The sequence below is a fragment of the Metabacillus sediminilitoris genome (assembly GCF_009720625.1).
Lineage (GTDB): Bacteria > Bacillota > Bacilli > Bacillales > Bacillaceae > Metabacillus > Metabacillus sediminilitoris.
The window spans coordinates 2,956,290-2,981,690 of sequence record NZ_CP046266.1; the positions used below are offsets into that span (position 1 = coordinate 2,956,290).

Here is a 25,401-nt window from a genome sequence, read left to right on the forward strand (position 1 = left end):
TTTCATCATAACCTATGGAACAATTTTAGTCTGCTATTTTGAAGGGATATTTAAACACGTTTAAAAGAAATTACTCACCTTTTGTTTGCATAACTTGAGGATGATGTCCGGACTTATCTTGCATTTTTTTTCCTTTATTTCCACCAAATCCACGTGATTTAGTTCCAATATGATTTGGGTTGAAATGTGATTGTTTATCATTTGAATTTGTCATTTTTATCGCCTCCTCAAAGGATAGAATACCCTTCTATAAGGTATTAAATGACTAGAAAAGCTTGTTAATCTAATTTCTTTAGCATTCGTTGCTCCCATCGATCCTCAATACGTTCGAGTGCCGCTTGATCTTGTAAAAGTTGTTGTTTATTTTCCATGACTAATTCTTCAAATGTTCTTTTCTTATTTTTTCTCAAACTGTTCACCTCCACTTATGTAAATAGAAGGATTCCCAAAATCTTAACAATTTAATACAATTTTTAGAAAATAAATGAAAGTGTGATGATATAGATAATTTACTTTTGAAGTATCCATTTTGTTTTATTTTCAATAAAAATAGACCGAGACATATACTCGATCTACTTAAGCTTTAGAAAATCTTTCATCTGTTCATAGTTCATAGCACCTATGAACTTAGTAGTTATTATTCCATTTTCATTTACAATGTACGATGTTGGATACGACATTACCTCATATTGTTTATTAATATCACCTTTTTTATCCAATAAAACAGGAAATGATAACCCAAGTTCATCGATAAATCCCTTAATAGAATCTATACTCTTTTCCGAACTTGTAAGATTGACTGCTGCAACGACGACTTTATCGCCATAAGTATCATGGATTTTTTGCATATCAGGCATTTCGGCACGACATGGAGGGCACCAAGTTGCCCAAAAATTTATAATGACCTTTTTCCCCTTTAGACTCGATAAACTTATTTGTTCTCCTTCTAATGTCGTTAATTCAAAGTCTGGTGCAGCTTTTCCTTCTGCCACACCTACCTTTGCATCAGCAGGTGAAATGGCATGATAAATTCCGTATCCCACTAATAAAACTAATACTGAAATGGCTATTATTTTCTTCATTTTTATCATGACCTCCTTAACCAAAAGAAAAAATGAGCTTTATGTATATGAAAGAAATTATTACTTCTTTTATTTAATCATGGATAATTAAAAAGGACAATGTATATCACTTACTTGAATAAGCGTGTTAACCAGTAAGATTAGTTATAAGGTAGACACAGAAAACTAATTAATCAGAAGCATATTAAAGTTCTTGAGCTTTTGCTAATAGAAAAAAGGAGCGAAATTTCCGCTCCTTTTAACGATCATAATTAGCCTTTTAATTTGTCACGTAATACCATTTGAAGAATTCCACCATGACGGTAGTAATCAATTTCAACTTCACTATCAAAACGAACTAATACTTCAAATTCTTTCTTGTTGCCAGCCTCATCAGTTGCTGTAACTTTTACAAAATCACGCGGCTTAACCGTTTCATCAATCTCAACTTCAATTGTTTCTTTACCTGTAAGACCTAATACATCTGCGCTTTCTCCAACTTTAAATTGAAGTGGAAGAACACCCATTAAAACTAGGTTACTACGGTGAATACGCTCAAAGCTTTCAGCAATAACAGTTTTAATACCAAGAAGGTTTGTACCTTTAGCTGCCCAGTCACGTGAACTTCCCATTCCGTAATCTTTACCAGCTAATACAACAAGTCCAGTACCATCTTGTTTGTAATTCATACATGCATCATAAATTGATTTTACTTCACCTGTTGGCCAGAAAGTTGTATATCCGCCTTCTGTACCAGGTGCAATTTGATTTTTAATACGGATATTTGCGAACGTACCTCTCATCATAACTTCGTGGTTACCACGACGAGACCCATAAGAGTTAAATTCTCTTGGTGTTACACCATTCTCTTGTAGGTAACGACCAGCAGGTGTATCTTTACCAATTGAACCAGCAGGAGAAATATGGTCAGTTGTTACAGAATCACCAAATTTCGCAACAACACGTAAATTAGATAATGTTTCAACTTTACCTGGCTCTGCATCTAAACCTTCAAAGAAAGGAGGGTTTTGAATGTATGTTGAAGACTCATCCCATACATATAACGCTTCATCCGTTGTTTCAATTTCATTCCAACGAGCATTATCATCAAATACTTGCTCATATTCTTTTCTGAATAGTTCAGGTGTTACAGTTTTGTTAACAACTTCATTGATTTCATTTGTTGAAGGCCAAATATCTTTAAAGTATACGTCTTTACCATCTTTTGTTTTACCTAAAGAATCACTTTGTAAATCAATATCTACTGTACCAGCCAATGCGTAAGCTACAACTAATGGTGGTGAAGCAAGGTAGTTGCCTTTTACAAGCGGGTGAATACGACCTTCAAAGTTACGGTTACCAGATAATACAGATGTTACTAATAAATCGTTAGCAGCTACTGCTTCTTCGATTTCATCTGCAAGAGGTCCAGAGTTACCAATACATGTTGTACAACCATAACCAACTAGATTGAAACCTAATTTTTCTAAGTGTGGTAGAAGGCCAGAGTTTTCTAGGTACCCTGTAACTACTTTTGAACCAGGTGCTAATGATGTTTTGACGTATTTAGGAACTTCAAGACCTAATTCAACTGCTTTTTTCGCAACTAAACCTGCAGCAACTAATACGTATGGATTTGAAGTATTTGTACAGCTTGTGATTGCCGCAATTGCAATCGCACCTGTTTTCATATTAACTTCATCACCAGTATTGAATTTAACAGTGATTTCTTTGTTAATTTCAGTAGGCTCTAAACCAAAACCTTGGTTACCTGCTGGAGCTACTAAATGCTCATGGAATGTATCCTTCATCATAGAAAGAGGAATTAAATCTTGTGGACGTTTAGGACCAGAAAGATTTGCTTCAATTTCTGATAAATTAATTTCTACAACTTTTGTAAAAATAGGATCTTCATTTTCAGGTGTGAAGAATAATCCATTTGCTTTGCAATACTCTCCAACGATTTGAATTTGTTCTTCGTCACGGCCAGTTAAACGCATATAGTTAAGTGCTTCTTCATCAACTGGGAAGAATCCGCATGTTGCACCATATTCAGGAGCCATGTTTGCAATTGTCGCACGATCTGCAAGTGGAAGCTGTGCAACACCTGGACCAAAGAACTCAACAAATTTACCAACTACACCTTGTTGGCGTAATACTTGTGTTACTTTTAATGCTAAATCTGTTGCAGTTGTTCCATTTGGAAGTTCTCCAATTAATTTAACACCGATAACTTCTGGCACTGGGAAGTATGAAGGTTGTCCAAGCATTCCTGCTTCTGCTTCGATTCCACCAACACCCCATCCTAGAACACCAATACCGTTAATCATTGTTGTATGTGAATCTGTACCAACTAATGAATCCGGGAACGCTTCATATTCACCATTTTCATTCTCAACTGCGTGAACTACATTTGCCAAGTATTCTAAGTTTACTTGGTGAACAATACCTGTTGCAGGTGGAACAGCACGATAGTTATCAAATGATTTTCTCGCCCAGCTTAAGAATTTGTAACGTTCTGCATTACGTTCAAATTCAAGGTCCATATTGAATTGTAGTGCATCTGCAGTTCCAGCTCTATCAACCTGAACGGAATGGTCAATAACTAGGTCAACTGGTATTTCCGGATTGATTTTATCAGGATCTCCACCTAAATCAGCCATTGCTTTACGTAGTGATGCTAAATCAACGACAGCTGGAACACCTGTAAAGTCTTGTAAGATAACACGGGAAGGCTTGAATGGAACATCGATTTCCTTTTGCTCGCTTGTTCCCCATTTTGCTAGATTTTCAACATGTTCTTTCGTAATAACTCTTCCGTCTACTTGACGTAATACAGATTCTAAAAGAACTTTTACTGAATATGGTAAACGTGAAACGTTTCCAATTCCCGCATCTTCTAATGCTTGTAATGAATAGTAATTAAATGTTTTTCCGTTTACAGTGAAGTTTTTACGTGCTTGGTAAGCATCTGTTTTTGTAGTTACTTGATTAGTCATTTACTTTCTCCCCCTTAATAAGATCAAGATCGACTCTTGTCGAAGGATGATACCCCGAATTTTATTAATTCTACAATAAAATTTTAATACACCTTATAACATAAGTAAATAACAATGATGTTATTGATATTAATAAGTTTTACTTATGTAAGCGTACAATTTTACTTTTTTACTATATCAAATTTTTAACTATATAGGGATAGTTTGTTCAAAAAAATATCTAAAATTTACAAAAACGTAAGTTTTTTGTATCGTAATTTATCCTTTGACGCAAAATAGTTTTATGGGGGTGAAGTTACACTTATGGCTAAACGTAAAGCAAATCACTTAATACAAGGTATGAATAATGCCAGCGCTCAAGGGGTAGGTACAGGTTATAATGAAGAGTTTTCAAATGAGCCCTTAACAGCAGCACAAAAACAAAATAATAAAAAACGCAAGAAAAATCAATAATATTTCTTTTAATAGTACTTAATCGGCAAAAAACGACGGAATTACCGTCGTTTTTTGTTTTATGTGTTCGACTGATTAACATCATTTACAATTTTTTGGAGATCTCGTTGATATTGCTCAAGTCTTTGTCTTTGTGTTTCAGATGCATTTTCTAAAGCATTATTAATTTGTTGATATGCTTCATTCACTTCTTCTGTCAAATGTTTGAGTTGTGATCCATAATCCGCTCCATCTTTCACAATATTTTCATATGCATCAAACGCATCAGTTGCGCCTTGTTGAGCGGCTTGGAAAGATTGTTGCTTGTTTTTATTGTAAGGCATTGATTGTCACATTCCTTTCATTGCATGTATAAAACCATATATTATTATGTCCTTTTCACACAAAAAATATTCACATTTTCATATGAATGTTTTTACGAAGTTAAACCATTCTAATTGTTAGGAGGGATTAAATTGACAAATAAAAATACAGGTAAAGACATGAGAAAAAACGCTCCTAAAGGGAACAATCCTGGACAACCAGAACCTCTAGATGGCTCAAAAAAAGTTAAAAACGCAAATCATACACGTCAAAAACATAATTCAAGTCACGATATGTAAGGAATGGGGCCTCCCCGTTCCTTTTCTTTTTCATTTAGGCTCTTTTCGTAAAGATTGTTGTTTTTAAAACGAAAACTATTTAAGGTTGATTGGAGCAGATTGCGCGACTCCTGCGGGAGCAGCGGAACAGGCGTTTACGCCAAGGAGGCTCACCGCCCGCCCCGCGGGAAAGCGAGCATCTCTCGCTGCAATCAACCACACCGCATTACTTGGTAAATGGCAACAAAGTATGCTAAAACAGCCTTCATTTAAAATCATTAACTCTTGCTTCTAAGCGATTTATTCATTTAACTTTCCTTTGGACAATTTCGCTCACACAAAAAAAGATTCTGAATATTATTGGTACTGGGGGTATTTACTTTTTTGATTAAAGGGAGTTTTCGTTCGATGGAGGTCAAGCAAAATGAATATGAAAAAGTGTTCAAATCCAATGAATATTGATGGAATTGAAGAATGGATGACTCAATTCTTTACAGATCCGTTTACAACCCTTCTGGATGAGCACACATTTCGAGTCGACTTATTTGAAACGAGTGAAGAATATATAATAGAAGCAGAACTAGGAGAAAAGATAAAAAAAGAAAATATTCAAATTACGACTTGTAATGAAAAAATAAAAATCTTAGTCTGTCCTGATAATAATAATCAAGATAAAGAACAGAGTATCAATGATGAATTATCAAGGAACATTAAATTTCCATTTATAGTAGAAGAAAAAGTGATTAAAGCAACATTAGTTAACGGAATTTTAGAGATCAAAATTTGCAAAGATGGTCAATTGAATCATAAAAACATCAAAATTACGATTAATAGCTGACAAAGGATCAAAAAGGAGTACCACCTTAACCTATCATATACCTTAATAGTCGATCAGGAATAATACATTTTTAATTCCTGATTGGCTAGGCCTTTTTACATAAAAATGACAGTCAATAACTGTCATTTTATTTTATCATCATTTGATTGTTGATTTTGAACACTTATTCTTATTGGTTTAAGTTCGCGATTACCACATTGTATACAAGATATGTTTTCATCATTCAATAGCATACATTTTGCACAATAATATTTTTCCATTAGCCAAACCCCTTTTCTAACAATATATGTTGAAAAAGGTCGGTTGTTTCAATTAATTATTAATAAAAAAATATGCTGGGAGTTTTAGCTCCCAGCATATCACTCAAAGAATTAAAATTTAGCTTGATAGTTTGTTAGTTCCCAAGTGTGTACAGCAGTACGGTAGCTGTCCCACTCTGATTTCTTAGCTGCAACATACTCACCGAACACATGTTGCCCAAGTGTTTTAAGACCAATTTCACCATTTACTAATTCTTTAACAGCATCTTCTAAGCTTCCTGGAAGATTTTCAATTCCTAATTCAGCTCGACGCTCTTCCGTCATATGGAAAATATCTTCATTAATTGAAGCTGTAACTTGTAGATCTTTTTCAATTCCGTCAAGTCCCGCAGCAGCAATGACAGCAAAAGTTAAGTATGGATTTGCTGATGGATCTGGACAACGTAGTTCAACACGAGTTGCCATACCCTTTTTAGCTGGAATACGAATTAATGCAGAACGGTTAGAAGCCGACCAAGCAATATAACATGGTGCTTCATATCCCGGAACTAAACGTTTATAAGAGTTTACTAGTGGATTTGTAATAGCCGCAAAACTTTTTACGTTTTCTACTAATCCAGCAATGAATTTGTAAGCTTCTTCTGATAATTGTAGTTCATCTGTCGGATCATAGAATGCATTTTCACCATCTTTGAAAAATGACATATTAACATGCATACCTGAACCATTAATTCCAAAAACAGGTTTTGGCATAAACGATGCATGTAATCCAAATTTTTGAGCGATTGTTTTTACAACCCATTTGTAAGTAGTCGCTAAGTCTGCCGCACCGAGTGCATCTGCATACTTAAAGTTAATTTCATGTTGTCCTTCTGCCACCTCATGATGTGATGCTTCAATTGTGAAGCCCATTGCTTTCAAAGCTCGGTAGATCTCTAAACGAACACGCTCACCAAGATCTTTAGGTGATGGTTCGAAATATCCACCATTATCACTTAATTCAATTGTTGGATTTCCATTTTCATCCGTTTTGAATAAAAAGAATTCTAATTCAGGACCTACAGAAATTGTATATCCTTTATCTGCTGCACGTTCAACAGTCTTTTTTAATACGTTTCGAGTATCGCCTTCAAAAGGAGTTCCGTCTGGATTAGCTGCCGAACAAAGGAAACGTGCTTCTGAATATCCTTCTTCAACAGTCCAAGGTAATACTGCAAACGTAGAATAGTCTGGAATTAAGTAAAGATCTGATTGATTGATTGGAGAAAATCCTTTAACAGATGATCCGTCAAACATTTGTTTACCTTGAACAACATCATCGAATTGCTCAACAGTCACTGTAATACTTTTTAAAATACCCTCTATGTCTACAAATTGAAGATGAATTAATTCAACATTTTTAACATTTATAATTTCTTTAATTTGTGCTAGTACTTCTGTATCGTTTTTTGCATTTGAAATAACCGCTTCTGCCATGTTAGAAAACCTCTCATTCATATGTCTATTTTTATAACATGGGTTTATTATATTTAATGTTTGTCGATTTGACAAGAGTTTTTCTAGTATATTTTCTGTATTTTTATAATTCTCTAATAGAAAGCGCTTACCTTACCAATAACCACTCAATTCTATTAAAATGCATGATAAACGCGTGCATTTTAATGTATAAAAACGAAGATTAATGTATTCTTATTCAAAATGCAGTTCACATGTTTGTATGAATCATGCTAATTAACATAAACTAAATCAACGTCTTTCCTCGTAATTAGACAAAAATCTCTCCGAACTCAACTTTTATATGATCAAACAAAACTTTTCACCTATTTTTGTTTATTGTGGTTTACTTTGTGCAAAATTTAACATATAATCCAATTAACAATTAACAGTTTGTTAATTAATAATTTTAGGTTAATAGGAGCTCTGTACCATGTCTAATAAAGAAGCTTTAGAAAGTTATGATCAAACACCATTCCGCACACCTGATGGGTACACTTCTGACATTGCTGTTTTTACCATACTTTCATCAAAGGTTGGTGAATTTAAACCACCGCATATGACATTAATGCTTATGCTAATAAAAAGATCTTTCTATAATGCAGAAGGTCAAGTTAACATTGAAGCCGGAAAATGGGCATTACCAGGTGGATTTGTACAGCCGGATGAATCAGGATTTGATGCAGCCAAGCGTGAGCTAGAAGAAGAAACAAATGTAAACTGCATTCATCTAAAGCACTTTGGGGTATATGATAAACCAGGTAGAGACCCCCGTGGATGGATTATTACGAATGCACACTATGCCATCGTACCTGAACACGAATTATCAAGACGTAAAGCAAATGATGATGCAGAAGATGTCAAATTATTTTCCGTTGAAGAAGTTTTAAACCTTGATTTAGCATTTGATCATCAAGAAATTATTGAAGACGCAATCGCCGTTATTAAACATGATTTACTGCACACAACTGTTGCAAAAAACTTTTTACAGAAACAATTTACGTATTCAGAATTACAAGCAGTATTAAAAACTGTTACAAATGATCCTGCTGTTTTAAGTGAACAAGCATTTTCTAGAAAAATCAAAACTCTTCCCTTTATTGAGGAAGTTTCAGGGCAAAAAACGCAGCGAACTTCTAAGACCCCTACCCAATTATATCGATTTGCTGATGATATAAATATTGTTAGACCGATTTATACCGCAAGATATTAAGAGGAGGTATTTAGGATGGTAAAAGCATTAATTAATATTGATTACACAAATGATTTTGTCGCTGATCAAGGTGCATTAACGTGTGGTAAACCCGGACAGGAAATTGAAGGGGCAATTGTCCGAGTAACAAATGATTTTATTACAAACGGGGATTTTGTTGTATTTGCAATCGATATGCATGAAAACGATGATACATTTCACCCAGAATCCACATTATACCCTCCCCACAATATAAAAAGCACTGAAGGTAGAAATCTATTTGGAAAACTTGCTAATACTTATGAAAAAAATAAAGAAAAAGAGAATGTGTTTTGGATGGATAAAACTCGCTATAGTGCGTTTGCGGGAACAAATCTTGAAATAAAACTAAGAGAACGTGGAATTACTGAAGTCCACCTTGTTGGTGTTTGTACTGATATTTGTGTCCTTCATACAGCTGTTGATGCATATAACAAAGGTTTTTCAATTGTTATACATGAAAATGCAGTTGCAAGCTTTAAAGAGCAAGGTCATCTTTGGGCAATAACTCATTTTAAAGCATGTTTAAATGCAAAAGTCGTATAATACTGATTTTATATGTTTAGGTATCCCCATTACTATTTTTTAATTAGAAACTCTTGGAGGACATTTTTATGAAAAACACTTATAGTGATGATAGTTTAGCGCTTCACACTGATCTTTATCAAATCAATATGACTGAATCATATTGGGAAGATGATATCCACAACCGTAAAGCGGTATTTGAAGTATATTTTCGAAAGCTTCCGTTTGGAAATGGATATGCTGTTTTCGCCGGACTTGAGAGAATTATTCAATATCTTAATAATTTTCATTTTAGTGAAACGGACCTCGCCTATTTAAGTGATGAATTAGGCTATGATGAAGATTTTTTATCTTACTTGAAAACCCTTCGCTTTACTGGAAATGTTTATTCTGTCTTAGAAGGCGAAATGATTTTTGGAAATGAACCAATCGTTCGTATTGAAGCACCACTAGCAGAAGCACAACTAATTGAAACTGCAATATTAAATATTGTCAATTATCAAACCTTAATAGCTACGAAAGCGGCAAGAATTAAACAAGTTGCCGGCAACGATACTGTGATGGAATTTGGAACTCGTCGAGCACAAGAAATGGATGCTGCTATCTGGGGTACTAGGGCTGCATTTATAGGTGGTTTTCAAGCGACATCAAATGTAAGAGCAGGAAAATTGTTCGGTATCCCTGTTTCTGGCACACACGCTCATTCTTTTATCCAAGCTTATAAAGATGAATATATTGCTTTCCATAAGTATGCTCGTCGTCATAAGGATTGTGTTTTTCTAGTCGACACTTATGACACATTAAAATCAGGTGTTCCAAATGCAATCAGAGTTGCCAAGGAATTAGGAGACAAAATAAACTTTATCGGTATTCGTCTTGATAGCGGAGATTTAGCCTACCTCTCAAAAAAGGCAAGAGTTATGTTAGATGAAGCTGGTTTCCAAGATACAAAAATTGTTGCATCAAATGATTTAGATGAGAATACAATAATCAATTTAAAATCACAAGATGCAAAAATAGATATTTGGGGGATCGGAACAAAATTAATTACAGCATATGATCAGCCAGCTCTAGGTGCTGTTTATAAACTCGTTTCAATCGAGAATGAAGATGGACAAATGATTGATACAATTAAAATAAGCGCAAATCCAGAAAAGGTATCGACACCCGGCCTGAAAAAAGTTTATCGAATTATTAATAGGTTAAATAATAAATCTGAAGGTGACTATATTACTCTCTCCGATGAAAACCCAGAAAGAGAACAAAGAATAAAGATGTTTCACCCTGTCCATACTTTCGTCAGTAAATTTGTTACAAATTTTTATGCAAAAGAGCTACATCACAAAATATTTGAAAATGGGAAACTCGTATACGATACCCCCTCTTTATTGGAAATGCAAAATTATACACTGGAAAATTTACAATTACTCTGGGATGAATATAAGCGCTCCCTTCACCCTGAAGATTATCCAGTAGATTTAAGTCAAGCATGCTGGGATAACAAAATGAAAAATATTAATGAGGTTCAACAAAAGGTTTCAGAGATGATCTCAAGAAATACAAAATGAAGCAATAGATCGATTTATTAATCCGACTTTCTAGTATACTTCGACTTTTTTCGTTATGACCAACATTTTGGAGGAGAACAATGGGGAAAATCGGAATTTACGGATCGTCCTTTGATCCAATTACAAATGTACACCTTTGGACTGCAAATACAATCCTGAACAGATGCAAACTTGATCGAGTTATTTTCTTACCTTGTTCAAGTAAGCGGAGAGATAAAAAAATGCAGATAGAAGATGTTCACCGACTTAATATGCTTCATTTTGCTATTGAGAACAATGAAAAGTTTATTGCTGATGATTACGAAATGAACCAAAATGCATGGAATATTTCGACTTACGAAACACTGAAATACTTTAAGAGCAAATATAAACATGATACGATCTATTTTATAATGGGTGCAGATTTATTAATTGATATCGGAAATGGTAAATGGGGTAATTCAGATCTTTTAGTAAAAGAAAATAAGTTCATTGTCATGGCGAGAAATGGAATTAACATGTTGAAAGCCATTAGTACTTCTCCGATTTTAAGAAATAATGATGATGGCGAAACATTTCATTTAATTGACAAGGGTCTTGCGATGGAAATAAGTTCCAGCTATATCAGAGACGAGTTTTCGTTAGGAGGAGACCCGCGATATCTATTACCTGAAGCGTGTTACAGATATATTAAAGAACAATCCTTATACATTTAGGAGGAATCAGAAATGAATTTACAAAAACAAATTATGAGCGAATTGCATGTAAAAGAAACAATCGAACCAAAAGAAGAAATAAAAGCTCGAATTACATTTTTAAAAGATTACTTAAGAAAAACAGGTGCAAAGGGGTTTGTATTAGGGATTAGCGGCGGTCAAGACTCTTCCCTTGCCGGCCGTCTTGCACAACTTGCTGTAGAGGATTTACGTACAGAAGGTTATGATGCTAAATTTATCGCAGTTCGCCTTCCTTACGGGATTCAAAAAGATGAAGATGATGCACAATTAGCATTATCTTTCATTAAACCTGATAAAAGCATTGCATTTGATATATTGGAAACTGTTGATTCTTTCACTAAAAGCTATAAAGCAACGACTGACGATGCCCTCTCAGACTTTAATAAAGGGAATGTAAAAGCGAGAGTTCGAATGATCACACAATATGCAGTTGGAGGTCAAAATGGACTCTTAGTTATTGGAACAGACCATGCAGCAGAAGCTGTTACAGGATTTTTCACAAAATATGGCGATGGTGGAGCTGACCTCCTTCCGCTGACAGGTTTAACAAAACGACAAGGAAAAAGCTTGCTCAAAGAATTAGATGCACCTGAGCGATTATATCTCAAGATACCGACAGCAGATTTACTTGATCATACTCCCCTACAAGCTGACGAAACTGAGCTGGGCATTACCTATGATCAATTAGATGACTACCTAGAAGGCAAGAAGGTTGAGAAAGAAATTGCTGATAAAATTGAAAATCGCTATTTAATTACTCAACATAAACGTCAACTTCCAGCTTCTATGTTCGATACTTGGTGGAAATAATAAAAAGAAGACCCCGAATGGTTCGCTACCACTCGGGGTAAAATCACAAAAACATAAAAAATAACAATAAACGCAGTATTGGACGTTCTAAAAAATATAAATATACCAGGAGCGAGCACACATGAATGAAAGAACAGCTAAAACATGTAAAGAATCACTTGTCATTAAGACTAGCCGAGTATTCCCGTTGGATACAAATCATCACAATACCCTATTTGGGGGAAAACTTATGAGTTATATAGATGATGTGGCATCCATTTCAGCAGCAAAACACTCACGCTTTGATGTTGTCACAGCTTCAACAGATTCTGTTGATTTTTTAAGGCCTATTCGGCAAACCGATTCCGTCAGTGTTACATCATATGTTTCATATGTTGGCCGTTCGTCAATGGAGGTTTTTGTCAAGGTTATTGCGGAGGATTTAAAATCAGGTGATCGCAAGCTTGCAGCAACTTCGTTTTTAACGTTTGTAGCATTAAATGAACAAGGGAAACCCGTGCAAGTTCCAAAAGTCATCCCGGAATCTGATGAAGAAATCATGCTGTATAATACGGCACCGCAGAGAACTAAAGTCCGCCAGGAACGTCGCGAACACAGTGAAGCATTTGCTGCTGTAGTAACATTATGAACTGAGATTTTAATATGTAATAATAAGAGATTTTATCATTAAATCTGATAACAAAAAGCCAAACTTCTCAAACGATTGCTAATTAGTGAGAATTTGGCTTGCTACACCTTAAATATAGAAGAAAATTTTTTTAAGATTTAACACACGAGCATTTTTTGAAGACTTACCATTTGAGTGGTTATCCTTCACACTGGAAATAACTAATTTATTCTAATTAGGTTAACTATTTTTCTCCCTTTTCTGCCAGCTCTTTTACAATCGGTAAGACTTTGTCCCAAATTTCTGCACTTAAATCACGGTACTTCTCTCCATCTTTCATGACAGAAAAATCTCCCTGTAATATATGTAGTGTCGTTTTAGTTGAATTTCCAATTAATTGAAAGGTAATCCCATCTTCATCAGTAACCTTTGGTCTCTCCTCACTTCTTACATCAAAAACAGTAAAACGAAGAAGTTTATTTTTTTCAATAGATGTTACAGCTCCTTCTACAATAACTGTGCCATCCTGCGCTTTCCATAGAACAGAACTGCCTAGTTTCCATTCAGACTCTAAACGGAACTGAGGGCCTCCACTTGAAAATTCACTCGCCCAATTTGTTGTATATTCAGGCATGGTGAGAATTTCCCAAATCTTTTCTGCAGGTGTATTTATTTCAATTGATTTATCAACAAAAAGCTTTTTCATATTACCCTCCTATTTTGTATTCATAAAAAATTTATTGTTTGTCTATTATTATACATGGGGGAAAATCTTCCTTACATATTTAGATACGAAGTTTAATTGAAATTCATTAATTTCACCACAAAACGAAGCTGAAAAAGCTCATTTTTCTGTTATCTTTTTCCATAATCAAAAGCACCCTAATCAAATTGGGTGCTTTTAAATGAGAATAAATGAGTATTTATTGAGAATTAAGATAATAATTTTATGATCAACTAATCTAGTAAATTATTTTACTGCTTCTGGAACAGATAATCCTAATCCTTCAGCAATTCGTGTTCCATATTCCGGGTCTGCTTTATAGAAATGAGCGATTTGACGAAGTTTAATATCCTCTTTTGTTACAGGCATCATAGCCCCAACAATGTTAGAGACAAGATGTGCACGTTGCTCCTCAGTCATTAAACGATATAGGTCACCAGCTTGTGTATAGTGATCATTATGATCATAAGTAACACTTTCAGCTACCCCAGTAATAGGAAATGCAGCTTGTTTATCTTCAGGTGATTCAGTTGGACCACCAAAGCTATTAGGTTCATAGTATACAGACTTACCACCATTACCATCAAAACGCATTTGACCATCACGTTGATAATTTTTTACTTCATTTCTTGCACGGTTGATCGGAAGGGCTTGGTGATTAGCACCTACACGGTATCGATGTGCATCATGGTATGCGAATAAACGACCTTGAAGCATTTTATCTGGTGAAAAATCAATACCAGGAACAATTGTACCAGGTGAGAATGTCGCTTGTTCTACTTCTGCAAAGTAGTTTTCTGGATTTCTGTTTAATACCATACGACCAACTTCAATTAATGGATAGTCTTTTTGTGACCATACTTTTGTTACATCAAATGGGTCAAAACGGTATGTGTTTGCATCTTCTAAAGGCATAATTTGAACATATAATTTCCATGCTGGGAAATCGCCTTTCTCAATTGAATTAAATAAATCTTCCGTATGATAATCTGGATTTTCTCCTGCGATTTGTGCAGCTACTTCTGGACTGAGGTTTTTAACACCTTGTTCTGTTTTAAAGTGATATTTGATCCACACACCATCACCCTCGGCATTTGTCCATTTGAATGTATGGCTCCCAAAACCATGCATGTGGCGTAATGTAGCTGGGATTCCACGATCAGACATTAGAATTGTTACCTGGTGTAAAGACTCTGGAGATAATGACCAGAAATCCCATACAGCAGTTGGATTTTTCAAGTGTGTTTGTGGATCTCTTTTTTGTGTATGAATAAAGTCAGGAAATTTAATAGCATCTCGAATAAAGAATACTGGTGTATTGTTCCCTACAATATCATAGTTACCTTCTTCTGTATAAAATTTAACTGAAAATCCGCGTGGGTCACGAACAGTATCTGCTGATCCTAATTCACCAGCTACGGTTGAAAAACGAACAAATAAAGGAGTCTGCTTTCCTACTTCAGAAAAAAGTGCAGCTTTTGTATATTTTGTCACATCATTTGTTACTTCAAAGTAACCGTGAGCTCCAGCACCTTTCGCATGAACAACACGCTCTGGAACACGTTCTCTATTAAAATGTGCTAATTTCTCTAAAAGGTGTACATCTTGTATTAATGTTGGGCCGCGCCCTCCTGCTGTAATTGAATTTTGGTTGTCCCCTACAGGAGCACCCCAACTTGTAGTAAGTTTATTATTAGTCATGTAAAAATCACCTCATAAATTTTTTGAATATGTGTATTATAATATCATCTATTAATTAAAAATCAATACTTTTTTATAATAATTATAATTTAATATTTAAAATCATTATTAAATCATTTTAAATTACCAATTTTTTGATAAACACTACTTATACTATGAATAGAAACAGAACTCTATTACTACATTATTGGTGTAATACTTGAAAAATGATTTCCCTATCTTGTAAAAAAAAAAAAAAACACTACTTACTTAATAGTAGTAGTGTTAAAAGGTGCAAGCATATTCCTTCTATATAGAAACTGTATTAAGTTTTTCACGGTAAATTTGTGCAGCTTTAACCATAACTTTAATCGCCTCAACTGTCTCTACTTCACCTCTTGTTTTTAACCCACAATCAGGGTTAACCCAAAAAGCACGATAATCCAAGACTTCAAGAGCTCGTTTTATATTTTGTGATAATTCCTCTAATGTTGGAACACGCGGACTATGAATATCGTATACGCCCAAACCAATCCCTTTGTTATAATGATGTTGTTCGAAAGATGTAATTAATTCACCATGACTCCGTGATGTTTCAATGGATATAACATCAGCATCAAGTGCATCAATTGCATGAATGATATCATCAAAATTTGAATAACACATATGCGTATGAATTTGTGTATCATCATTTACAGAGGATGTCGCTAATTTAAACGCATAAACAGCAGCATTTAAGTAATCTTCTGTCTTTTCTTCTTTTAAGGGCAACCCTTCCCGTAATGCTGCTTCATCAACTTGAATCATAGTAATTCCATTTTCCTCAAGTGCTTCAACTTCTTTTCGTATTGCTAATGCTACTTGGTTTAACACATCAACCCTGCTAATATCATCCCTCACAAATGACCAATTTACGATGGTAACAGGACCTGTCAACATTCCTTTTACAGGTTTTTTGGTAAGTGATTGTGCATATACGGTTTCCTTAACAGTCATATTTTCTAAGCAATACACATCACCAAAAATAACAGGTGGTTTCACACATCGTGAACCATATGATTGAACCCAGCCAAATTTGGTGATGGCAACTCCTTCTAATTTCTCTCCAAAAAACTCTACCATATCTGTTCGCTCAAACTCACCATGAACTAAGACATCTAATCCAAGTTCTTCTTGTATTTCGATCCATTTTTTTATTTCTTTTTTAATATATTCTTCATATTGATCATTAGATAATTCACCTTTTCTCCATTTTAACCTCTGGCTGCGAACTTCCTTTGTTTGCGGAAAACTTCCGATCGTTGTCGTAGGCAGGATAGGTAAATTCCAGCGATTTTCATGTAATTCTTTTCTTTCAGCAGCATCAATACGTGTTGCAGAAAAGCTTTTAAGATTTTTCAATTTTTCTTTTACATCTTTTACGTTTCGATGGGCAGAATTTTTTAGAGAACGTATGGAATGATCATGCTGATCCAGTTCAGTAACAGATATTTTTTTATTTACAAAATTTGTTAACAGTACAACTTCTTCTAATTTTTCATCTGCAAATGAGAGTCCATTTTTCACTTGAGTGTCTAAGTAGTGCTCATTTTTTACAGTTACTGGAACATGTAGCAGGCTACATGATGGTTGAATAAATAGACGTTCTTCATCAATGAATTCCGTAAGAGTTGAAAGTAATGTTGATTTTTCCACCAGATTAGCTTTCCAAATATTACGACCGTCAATGACACCTGCAAACAAGACTTTATCACTTGGGAATCCATGTTTCTTGATTTGTTCGAGATTGCCCCCGTCATCATGTACAAAATCAAGACCGATACCTTGCACAGGTAATTGAATAATTTCCTCATAAAATTCAATTTTTTCAAAATAGGTTTGAAGGATAATATTTACATCCTTTAGACCTTCATGAAAAACAGTGTAAACTTCTTTAAACTCATTGATTAAATCTTTCTCAACATTCTTAACTAAAATAGGTTCATCAATTTGAATCCATTTTGCCCCAGCATCCTTAAGCTGATTAAATACCTCAAGATACAACGGAATTAACGAATGTAATAACTCCGCTTTTTGTTGCTCATTATATCCTTTAGATAAAGATAATAAGGTAATTGGACCAAGAATAACTGGTTTTCCATTAATACCTAACTTTTCTTTTGCTTCTTGAAATAATGATAATATACGATTTTCTAGTAATCTAGGTTTTGCGTGCTCTAGCTCAGGTACAATATAATGATAGTTCGTATTAAACCACTTCGTCATTTCTGCAGCCACTTTACCTTTGCTGCCTCTTGCAATCTCAAAATATGTTTTTAGTGTTACGTTTTGCACTTCATTTTTAAATCGCTCAGGTATTAAACCAAACATAACGGCAGTATCTAATACTTGATCATAGTAGCTAAAATCCCCAATTGGAATGAGATCGATTCCTTTTTCTTGTTGTTTTTCAAGATGTGATAAGCGTATTTTTACCATTTCATTGTTGAACTGTTCTTCATTTATTTGATCTGACCAAAATAATTCTAAAACCCTTTTCCACTCGCGGTTCTCACCAATTCTTGGATAACCTATATTTGAATTTTTTATTTTCATCTTATTTACTCCTCCATGTCAATTTATCCAACAAAAAAGCCTCTCTAATGAATAGAGAGACGATTGATAGACATAATTAACTAGAGTTGAAATAAATCGATTTTTTCAACATGACCACCACTCTCCCTATTTCGCGTAGGTAATAAGTGCATACAATAGGCAGGTCTCCTGACTTAGGTTCCTCACTTCATATCCCTTCCCATTTCTTTATGAAACAGTGGTTTATGATAAGAAGCTCCCCTTTACAGTGGCGCGACCGTGTCGGAATTACACCGACTTCCCTTTTAAGTTAAAAGAATTTAATCATTTAACACCCATTGCCTGAACATTATTAAATTTTGAAATATTAAAACTTGAGGTTTAGATTATACCATTTTTCGAGATTAAGCAAGGTTTTTCTAATAATATTTTTCAATTTTAAGATTTGTCCCTATGCGAAAGACCATTATTCGTACAAAATAAAATAAGTAAAAATACACTTGTTAAAATGACTAGTTTTTTATTAAATGAATATAAATATTAATTCACTTGTTTTTACAATAAATTATTAGTATGATCTTAGGACTTTAATGCTATAAAAAAGAGTAATCTATGTAGATCTGCTTTTGAAGTTCTAGCATTTTTTCCAATTCATTTAAATGTAATATGTGTTCATTATTACATAAAGAAGGGGTTATTCCATCGTGTTATTAGAAGCTTTATTGATTTTTATCCTTCAGCTAATTTATGTACCAATTTTAACGATTAGGACAATTCTTCTTGTAAAAAACCAAACAAAGTCAGCAGCTGGCGTCGGTTTGTTAGAAGGAATCATTTATATCGTTAGCTTAGCAATCGTTTTTCAAGATCTATCTAATTTATATAACATCATTGCTTATGTTGTAGGTTTCAGTATTGGCTTACTATTAGGCGGCATGCTGGAAAGAAAATTAGCCATTGGTTTTATTACCTATCAAGCTAATATTCTTAATAAAAATCTTGACCTTATAAATGCGTTACGTACAGCTGGTTTTGGTGTTACTGTTTTTGAAGGAGAAGGCATCAATACAGTACGCTATCGATTAGATATCGTTGCAAAGCGGTCTCGAGAAAATGAGCTACTGGAAATAATTAACAGTTATGAACCCACAGCATTTCTAATGTCGTATGAGATACGATCTTTCAAAGGCGGCTATTTAACAAAGTCGATGAAAAAGAGAGCAATCTCATTTAGAAAGCAAAAGGAAAAAATGATCGTCCAAAAAGAACAGCAATAGAAAATTTGGTAAATTCTCAAAGTAAAAAAAGCAAACAAGTGATTCATCTTGTTTGCTTTTTTAGGCATTTGCCGTGGCACTCCGCACTCACCTACATACACATATATGGATTTCATCCAATTAAAAATTAAGGAGTGTTTCCTTCATGAATCCATATGGTCCTTATAATCACTTTTATCCGCTGCAAGATAATCAATATATTCATTATCAAGCTGATCCTTATCTTCCATACCAAGCCAATGTTGATTCCTTTAGACAGCCACCAGCAGTTGAAAGAAGACTATCAGCACTTGAAAGACAAAATGAACGACAAGCAAGAGAATTAACAAGACTTAATAATGAAGTGAAAAGACAAAATGAAGAGAATAACCGCATGAATAGAGAAATTAATAGAATAAACCGCGAAATCAACCGTTTAAATGACCAAGTAACACAAATAAATGAAAGAGTTGAACAACATACACGTCGTCTCAATCGATTAAATCAACGACTTCGTGCTGTTGAACAAAAATTCAGTCTACCATTTACTCCAGGTGAAGGTGGATTTTAGGACAAAGCTTGCGACATAAAGACAGTTTCTATAATAAATAAAAACCTCCTCATTGGGCAAATTAGTGATGAAACTACCTGAGGGGAGGTAAGCAAGATGACAAACCGAAACGATAACCGTGAACGTAAAAACAAGTATCCTAACAACAAAAAACAGGATACAGAATTTTCAAAGGATACAAATATTAGAAGTGAAATAACTAAGAAGGATATGCAAAAATAAAGCTAGTTTATCACGCTTAAAATGCCATATCCTGTAGCTTGTCTGCGTTGTTGGACATTTACATTTACTGAACTGTTATCCCTACTGCCGTTTATTACGGGATAAGAAAAGAGGATGTCAAATAATTTTTTGACATCCTCTTTTTAAACTTATTTAACGAGTTCTTCTTCTTGAATTCTTGGAATTTGTTGACTTCTTATTTTGTCTTTGAACAATCGGTTTCTTATTTGAATTTTTATGAGAATCCTTTCTTCCCTCATTCCTCATAGCTATGGAACGGCCTGCTTTTTTCGTTTGTTCTTGTCTCTCTTTTTGATAGTCTTCACGATCAGGAATGCTAATCCCTTTAATTACTTGTTTTTCTAACGTTTGATTAATTCCCTTCTCAATCATATGTAAGAAGTCATAATCCTTTGGAGCAACTAACGTGAAAGCAACTCCGTCTCCTCCTGCACGTCCAGTTCTCCCAATGCGGTGCACATAGCTTTCAACATCTTGAGGTATATCATAGTTAAATACATGTGTTATACCCTCTACATCAATACCTCTTGCAGCCACATCTGTAGCGACTAAAAATTGAATCTTTGCTTCGCGGAAACGCTTCATTGCTTTTTCACGTTTGGCTTGAGTTAAATCACCATGTAGTTCGTCAGCTTCATACCCGTTTGCAATTAAAGCATCATAAAGCTTTTTCGCACGAATTTTAGTTCGACAAAAGATAATTCCTAAAAATGGACGGTGTTCTTGTAATAAATGAAATAATGTTGCCTGTTTTCGACGGTCAGTTGTTTCGACGACCACTTGTTTAATCTCGTCAACTGTTATTCGTGTCTTTTTCACTTGAATATTTTCAGGTTCGATCATATATTTTTTTGCAAGACTTTTGATTTCACTTGGCATCGTTGCAGAGAATAACATCGTTTGACGAGTAGACAGTGTTTCATAAATAATATCATCAACCTCTGGTAAAAATCCCATATGCAACATTTGATCAGCTTCATCTAAAACTAACATCTGAACAGTAGAAAGATCAATTGTTTCACGACGTATGTGATCCAATAACCGTCCAGGAGTCGCAACGACAATATGCTGGGCACCCTTTAATTTTTTCAGCTGATGTGCTACATCCTGACCGCCATAAACAGCTAATACATTCACTTCATCTAAGTTCTCAATCATTTTTTTTATTTCTTTTGTAATTTGCTGCGCTAATTCACGTGTTGGAGTTAAGATAAGTGCTTGAATATCAGAGCTGTTCGTATCAATCTTTTCCAAAATTGGCAGGACAAAAGCTAGTGTCTTACCTGTACCAGTTTGTGCTTGTGCAATAACATCTTTCCCAGAGATAATCGTAGGAATTGTTTTTTCCTGAATAGGAGTAGGTGTCACTAGTCCCAATGATTTTAATGTATAGTTTATTTCTTTTCTAATTCCGAGTTGTAAAAAATCAGTCAAGGTAATCACGTCTCATTTCTTTTAGTAATACGTCCATTCATACAAAGGCTTACTTACTATAGCATATTGATTAGTATTTTTCAGTTTTTGTTACATTATTAATTAGTACACAACAAAATGAATTTTTCTTTCACATCCTCTCCTATATAATAATGGTAATTATGTTATGATAATATCGTGGATAAAAAATAGAGGGTGAGTAAATTGAAAGACGAATTATATTATATTGGTCAGAAAATAATCAAAAATAAAGAAATTTTAGCTAACAATGTTTCTGAATTACTTAATGAGTTATATTCTAATGATGTAAATAAATTTATGAACCTCGAAGATGAAAGTTTTAATAAACATTCGTCTAATTTGATTGAAATATTGGGTAAATCACTAATAGATTCTCAGCAAGTATCAGAGGAATTAAAGGATTGGGCTACTTCTGAAGCGGGTTATCTGGTCAATAACATTTCATTATCAAGAGCACTAAGATCACTTGCATTTTATCGAACAGTGATTTGGGATGTTTTTACAGTTGAATTAGAACAAAAACAATTTGCTGCTATCACCATGTTAGATGTTAGTAAAATCATTGACCCATTACTTGATGAAATTAGTGCAGAATTTGGCAGGGTTTATGAAGAATATAGTAATAAATTAATGAAAATTGCCTATACAGCCTTGGAAGAGCTTTCCGTACCAGTTGTGCCAATAAATAAAAGTGTGGCTGTTGTTCCGATTATTGGTGAAATAGATACACATCGCTCTCAATTAATACTGGAAGTAACCATGGAAGAATCTTCAAGACTCAAACTCGAATATTTAATTTTAGATGTAACGGGAGTCCCTGTAATTGATACAATGGTCGCTGATAATTTATTTAAGGTTATTAACGCGCTTAGATTGTTGGGTGTAGAGACAATTATTACAGGAATACGACCAGAAATTGCTCAAACCATCGTATCAATAGGTGTTAACTTTAAGGGGATCACTACATTTGCAGATTTACCTACAGCTTTAGCCAGTATCGATCTTAAAGTCGTACATAAATAGTTATACGCCTAAAAAAACCGTGAAGATTATACATCCTCACGGTTTTTCAGTTACTCATCATTAGCTTCCCATTTTTCTACGTGTATTACTAGCCTTTTTTGTTTGCTGGCTTTTCATCTTTTGATTTGCAGCCATTCCCTTATTTAATTGTTTCCCATTTCCTTGAGCTTGTTTTTTATTTTCAAGTTGTTTTTTCATTAATTCCTGTAAGCTAACTTTCTTTTTTTCTGTTGGTTGTGTATCTGCATTTTGGTTTTGATCGTTATTTTGCATATTAAAATCTCCTTTTAAAATAGCTGTTGATTTTCTTATTATAATATATAGAAATAAATATCACAGCTATTACTAGTTATTTTTTGCTGTTTAATTTTATGATTATATCCTGATCAATATTATGTTTAAGAGGCAAATCTACTTCATAGATTCCTTCAACAACTAAATAAGCGATAAGTTGGGCCCCATATTCTTGAAAATGTGTATTATCTGTTATCCCCATTGGATAGTTAGGATTCATTCCAGCATCTAACCACATGAAAACCTTTTTGGTTTTTTTGGGCCCTAATCGATCATACATCGCTTTGCTTTTTTCTGTTAAATCGATAAGAGGAACATTCTCTTCTTTTGCTAACTCCTTCATAGCAAGAGGATACTTTCCATGAGAATATAAAGCATGTCCATCCGGAGAAAAACGCCTTCTCTCGACAGGGGTAATAAGCACTGGTATTGCACCTTTTGACCGAGCACCATTGATATACTGTTTTAAGTAACTTTTATATGTTGTATCAGGTAATGTATATCTTGTGGGATCTTCTTCCTTTTCATCATTGTGTCCAAATTGAATGAAAAGATAATCTCCCTTTTTAATGTTTTTGAGTAAATCAGTTAATCTGCCTTCATGAATAAAACTTTTTGAACTTCGCTTTGGAACCGCATGATTCTTAATGATAATATTTTCATTAAACAATTGTGCTATTTCTTGCCCCCATCCTTTTCTAGGAGCTAAAGTAATTCCATAATGTGAAACGGTAGAATCCCCTGCTAAATAAATCGTGATGATCGCTTCTTCCTCTGAGGCAAATTTAGATGCTTCTGAGGCTTTGGATATATTTACGTGAATGATGATGGCAATTGATATAAAGATAATCAATAGTAATGATATTATTTTACTAAACCATTTTCGAATCTTTATCACTCCTTATTGTTCTATACACTTTATTTAAGGACTTTAAACTTATCTAAAATTTGAAATTTTAAAATAGCTTAATTGCCTTTATTCATTAAAATTCTAATGAATCATACACTTATTTTACCTAAATATGTATCCATTCATGTAAATAAAGAGTTTATGTAAAACGAAAAGATACTGGTCTGAAAAGTAATTTTTCAAACCAGTATCTAATGTCGTTAACGTGCTATTAAATAAGTATATAGCTTCAACAAAAAATGATATAAGATAAGGTTGTTTTTTCTTATACTTTGTTGCTATTTACCAAGTAATACGGTGTGGTTGATTTCCCTTCAGTTGCTCGCTTTCCTCCGCGGCGTAAACGCCTGCATGAGTCTCACCTTCCCCGCTGCTCTCGCAGGAGTCTCGCAATCTGCTCCAATCAATCTCAAATGTTTTCGCTCGGGAGAAAAGAGCCTAAGATAAAAACCCTATTAACTTTTCTAATGCAAATAAAACTTCACTCTTCTAAAATCTCATAAGAATCTGAACGACATGAAAAACAATAAAGGATCTTATCTTCTGTTATAATTCCGTCTAAAAAACCATCCAAGCAATAGATTGTTTTATTGCATTTAACACATCGGCCTACTTGCTCTCTCATCTACCATACCTCCTAGAGGTTAGAATATATGGGGGAAGACAAAACTGTATATCATAGCGGTCTTAACTGAAAGATGAGTTATCTTCATTGATTTGTTTTAATAAGAAAAGAAATCAGATAATTTCAAATGAAAAATTACAATGTTATGATAATGGGTCCATTCTTAGATAGAATAATAGTATGTTCTAACTGTGCTACATAGCTTTTTTCAGTAGCAAATGTCCACCCGTCATCTTTTTGAAATACTTCTTCTTCAAGAGTGGAAATGAATGGTTCAAATGCAATAACCATACCTTCCTTTAATAACTCATCGTCCCATGTATCATTATAATTATAAATATGATCAGGTGCTTCATGAATCCTGCGCCCAATTCCATGTCCAGTTAGGTTTTTGATCACTGTTAATCCATGTTCTCTAGCTGTTTGATATACGACTTTTCCAATTCCGCTCTTTTTAGAACCAGGCTTTGCTTTTTTTAGTCCTGCTTCAAATGCTTTTTTAGCCACTTCGCAAACTTTAGTTAAAATTTCTTCACCTTCACCAACAACAAAGGAAATCCCTGTATCTGCGAAATAACCGTTCTTAGAACCAGACACATCAATATTAACAAGATCCCCTTCTTGAATAACGCGTTTACCCGGAATACCATGTGCCACCTCGTCATTGACACTTATACACGTATAACCTGGAAAATCATATTCACCTTTTGGAGCTGATATTGCACCGGCCTTTTCAAAAAGCTCTCCGGCAAGATCATCAAGTTCTATGGTCGTTATACCAGGAACTGTTCTTTTAACCAATTCATTACGAATGGCTGCTACTATTGCGCCTATTTCTTTCAAACATTTAAAATCTTCTTCTGTCTTTGCAATCATTTTTTCCCCTACTCATTTATATATTTT

27 protein-coding genes and 1 riboswitch are annotated in these 25,401 nt (G+C 34.2%); of the genes, 13 read left to right on the forward strand and 14 right to left on the reverse strand.

The features are described from left to right. Positions 1-70: 70 nt before the first annotated feature. The 4 genes from GMB29_RS13975 to acnA all read right to left on the reverse strand — a co-directional run bounded on the left by GMB29_RS13975 (position 71) and on the right by acnA (position 4,060). Positions 71-214 carry an acid-soluble spore protein N gene (locus tag GMB29_RS13975; RefSeq protein ID WP_136354542.1) on the reverse strand — a complete coding sequence of 48 codons (144 nt, stop codon included), beginning with the start codon at positions 212-214 and terminating at the stop codon, positions 71-73. A gap of 64 nt (positions 215-278) precedes the next feature. After that, entirely contained in the window at positions 279-419 is a 141-nt protein-coding gene (locus tag GMB29_RS13980) for an FbpB family small basic protein (protein ID WP_406600265.1), read from the reverse strand. A gap of 153 nt (positions 420-572) precedes the next feature. Further along, positions 573-1,082 carry a TlpA family protein disulfide reductase gene (locus tag GMB29_RS13985; RefSeq protein ID WP_136354546.1) on the reverse strand — a complete coding sequence of 170 codons (510 nt, stop codon included), beginning with the start codon at positions 1,080-1,082 and terminating at the stop codon, positions 573-575. 251 nt (positions 1,083-1,333) lie between these two features. Next, complete coding sequence (gene acnA / locus GMB29_RS13990) at positions 1,334-4,060, reverse strand: aconitate hydratase AcnA (protein ID WP_136354548.1); 2,727 nt, start codon at positions 4,058-4,060, stop codon at positions 1,334-1,336. A 303-nt stretch (positions 4,061-4,363) separates the two neighbouring features. Between acnA and sspO the strand changes: the two genes are divergently transcribed. After that, positions 4,364-4,513 carry a small acid-soluble spore protein SspO gene (gene sspO / locus GMB29_RS13995; protein WP_136354550.1) on the forward strand — a complete coding sequence of 50 codons (150 nt, stop codon included), beginning with the start codon at positions 4,364-4,366 and terminating at the stop codon, positions 4,511-4,513. 59 nt (positions 4,514-4,572) lie between these two features. Here sspO and GMB29_RS14000 read toward each other — a convergent pair whose 3' ends face one another. Further along, entirely contained in the window at positions 4,573-4,836 is a 264-nt protein-coding gene (locus GMB29_RS14000) for a Rossmann-fold NAD(P)-binding domain-containing protein (protein ID WP_136354551.1), read from the reverse strand. 132 nt (positions 4,837-4,968) lie between these two features. Here GMB29_RS14000 and GMB29_RS14005 point away from each other — a divergent pair, with 132 nt between their 5' ends. Beyond that, positions 4,969-5,115: a small acid-soluble spore protein P gene (locus GMB29_RS14005; RefSeq protein ID WP_136354553.1), complete on the forward strand. Its 147-nt coding sequence runs from the start codon at positions 4,969-4,971 to the stop codon at positions 5,113-5,115. A gap of 403 nt (positions 5,116-5,518) precedes the next feature. Beyond that, a complete protein-coding gene (locus GMB29_RS14010) occupies positions 5,519-5,932 on the forward strand; it encodes an Hsp20/alpha crystallin family protein (protein ID WP_136354557.1) in 414 nt (137 codons plus the stop codon). 371 nt (positions 5,933-6,303) lie between these two features. On the opposite strand, the gene glnA is transcribed toward GMB29_RS14010, so the two are convergent. After that, positions 6,304-7,668 (reverse strand): type I glutamate--ammonia ligase, encoded by a 1,365-nt coding sequence (glnA, locus tag GMB29_RS14015; protein ID WP_136354559.1) that lies wholly within the window; start codon positions 7,666-7,668, stop codon positions 6,304-6,306. 451 nt (positions 7,669-8,119) lie between these two features. Here glnA and GMB29_RS14020 point away from each other — a divergent pair, with 451 nt between their 5' ends. From GMB29_RS14020 to GMB29_RS14045, 6 genes are all read left to right on the forward strand, one after another. Next, the gene (locus GMB29_RS14020; RefSeq protein WP_136354560.1) at positions 8,120-8,899 is read left to right on the forward strand and encodes an NUDIX hydrolase; all 780 of its coding nucleotides are present in this window, start codon (positions 8,120-8,122) and stop codon (positions 8,897-8,899) included. 15 nt (positions 8,900-8,914) lie between these two features. Then, positions 8,915-9,463, forward strand: a complete 549-nt coding sequence (locus GMB29_RS14025) for a cysteine hydrolase family protein (protein WP_136354562.1) — start codon at positions 8,915-8,917, stop codon at positions 9,461-9,463. Between the two features lie 68 nt (positions 9,464-9,531). Then, positions 9,532-11,010 carry a nicotinate phosphoribosyltransferase gene (locus GMB29_RS14030; RefSeq protein WP_136354564.1) on the forward strand — a complete coding sequence of 493 codons (1,479 nt, stop codon included), beginning with the start codon at positions 9,532-9,534 and terminating at the stop codon, positions 11,008-11,010. Between the two features lie 80 nt (positions 11,011-11,090). Continuing rightward, entirely contained in the window at positions 11,091-11,705 is a 615-nt protein-coding gene (gene nadD / locus GMB29_RS14035; protein ID WP_136354566.1) for a nicotinate (nicotinamide) nucleotide adenylyltransferase, read from the forward strand. Positions 11,706-11,717: 12 nt separating this feature from the next. After that, entirely contained in the window at positions 11,718-12,536 is an 819-nt protein-coding gene (nadE, locus tag GMB29_RS14040) for an NAD(+) synthase (RefSeq protein ID WP_136354568.1), read from the forward strand. 121 nt (positions 12,537-12,657) lie between these two features. After that, positions 12,658-13,164, forward strand: coding sequence for an acyl-CoA thioesterase (locus GMB29_RS14045; protein ID WP_136354570.1), 507 nt, complete (start codon positions 12,658-12,660; stop codon positions 13,162-13,164). A gap of 223 nt (positions 13,165-13,387) precedes the next feature. Here the strand turns inward: GMB29_RS14045 and GMB29_RS14050 are convergent, their stop codons facing one another. The 3 genes from GMB29_RS14050 to metE form a co-directional block, all read right to left on the reverse strand. Beyond that, entirely contained in the window at positions 13,388-13,849 is a 462-nt protein-coding gene (locus GMB29_RS14050) for an SRPBCC domain-containing protein (protein WP_136354572.1), read from the reverse strand. Positions 13,850-14,113: 264 nt separating this feature from the next. Next, a complete protein-coding gene (gene katA, locus GMB29_RS14055; protein WP_136354574.1) occupies positions 14,114-15,568 on the reverse strand; it encodes a catalase KatA in 1,455 nt (484 codons plus the stop codon). Positions 15,569-15,856: 288 nt separating this feature from the next. Further along, positions 15,857-18,142, reverse strand: a complete 2,286-nt coding sequence (gene metE / locus GMB29_RS14060; protein ID WP_136354576.1) for a 5-methyltetrahydropteroyltriglutamate--homocysteine S-methyltransferase — start codon at positions 18,140-18,142, stop codon at positions 15,857-15,859. Between the two features lie 141 nt (positions 18,143-18,283). Next, a riboswitch (cobalamin riboswitch) is annotated at positions 18,284-18,475 on the reverse strand. Between the two features lie 347 nt (positions 18,476-18,822). Here metE and GMB29_RS14065 point away from each other — a divergent pair. From GMB29_RS14065 to GMB29_RS27710, 3 genes are all read left to right on the forward strand, one after another. After that, the gene (locus GMB29_RS14065) at positions 18,823-19,398 is read left to right on the forward strand and encodes a DUF2179 domain-containing protein (RefSeq protein WP_136354578.1); all 576 of its coding nucleotides are present in this window, start codon (positions 18,823-18,825) and stop codon (positions 19,396-19,398) included. Between the two features lie 145 nt (positions 19,399-19,543). Continuing rightward, the gene (locus GMB29_RS14070; RefSeq protein WP_136354580.1) at positions 19,544-19,948 is read left to right on the forward strand and encodes a hypothetical protein; all 405 of its coding nucleotides are present in this window, start codon (positions 19,544-19,546) and stop codon (positions 19,946-19,948) included. A 96-nt stretch (positions 19,949-20,044) separates the two neighbouring features. Next, positions 20,045-20,170, forward strand: a complete 126-nt coding sequence (locus GMB29_RS27710) for a hypothetical protein (protein ID WP_264766576.1) — start codon at positions 20,045-20,047, stop codon at positions 20,168-20,170. 153 nt (positions 20,171-20,323) lie between these two features. Here the strand turns inward: GMB29_RS27710 and GMB29_RS14075 are convergent, their stop codons facing one another. Continuing rightward, entirely contained in the window at positions 20,324-21,625 is a 1,302-nt protein-coding gene (locus GMB29_RS14075; RefSeq protein ID WP_136354582.1) for a DEAD/DEAH box helicase, read from the reverse strand. Positions 21,626-21,829: 204 nt separating this feature from the next. On the opposite strand from GMB29_RS14075, the gene GMB29_RS14080 reads away from it, so the two are divergent. Continuing rightward, a complete protein-coding gene (locus GMB29_RS14080; RefSeq protein ID WP_227551338.1) occupies positions 21,830-22,669 on the forward strand; it encodes an STAS domain-containing protein in 840 nt (279 codons plus the stop codon). Between the two features lie 60 nt (positions 22,670-22,729). Here GMB29_RS14080 and GMB29_RS14085 read toward each other — a convergent pair whose 3' ends face one another. From GMB29_RS14085 to map, 4 genes are all read right to left on the reverse strand, one after another. Continuing rightward, on the reverse strand, positions 22,730-22,942 hold the full coding sequence (locus GMB29_RS14085; RefSeq protein ID WP_136354584.1) for a hypothetical protein: 213 nt from the start codon (positions 22,940-22,942) through the stop codon (positions 22,730-22,732). Positions 22,943-23,018: 76 nt separating this feature from the next. Beyond that, positions 23,019-23,861 (reverse strand): rhamnogalacturonan acetylesterase, encoded by an 843-nt coding sequence (locus tag GMB29_RS14090; protein ID WP_319941357.1) that lies wholly within the window; start codon positions 23,859-23,861, stop codon positions 23,019-23,021. A gap of 493 nt (positions 23,862-24,354) precedes the next feature. Further along, on the reverse strand, positions 24,355-24,498 hold the full coding sequence (locus GMB29_RS27035; protein WP_168733858.1) for a hypothetical protein: 144 nt from the start codon (positions 24,496-24,498) through the stop codon (positions 24,355-24,357). Between the two features lie 135 nt (positions 24,499-24,633). Beyond that, entirely contained in the window at positions 24,634-25,374 is a 741-nt protein-coding gene (gene map / locus GMB29_RS14095) for a type I methionyl aminopeptidase (RefSeq protein WP_136354586.1), read from the reverse strand. Positions 25,375-25,401: the final 27 nt, after the last annotated feature.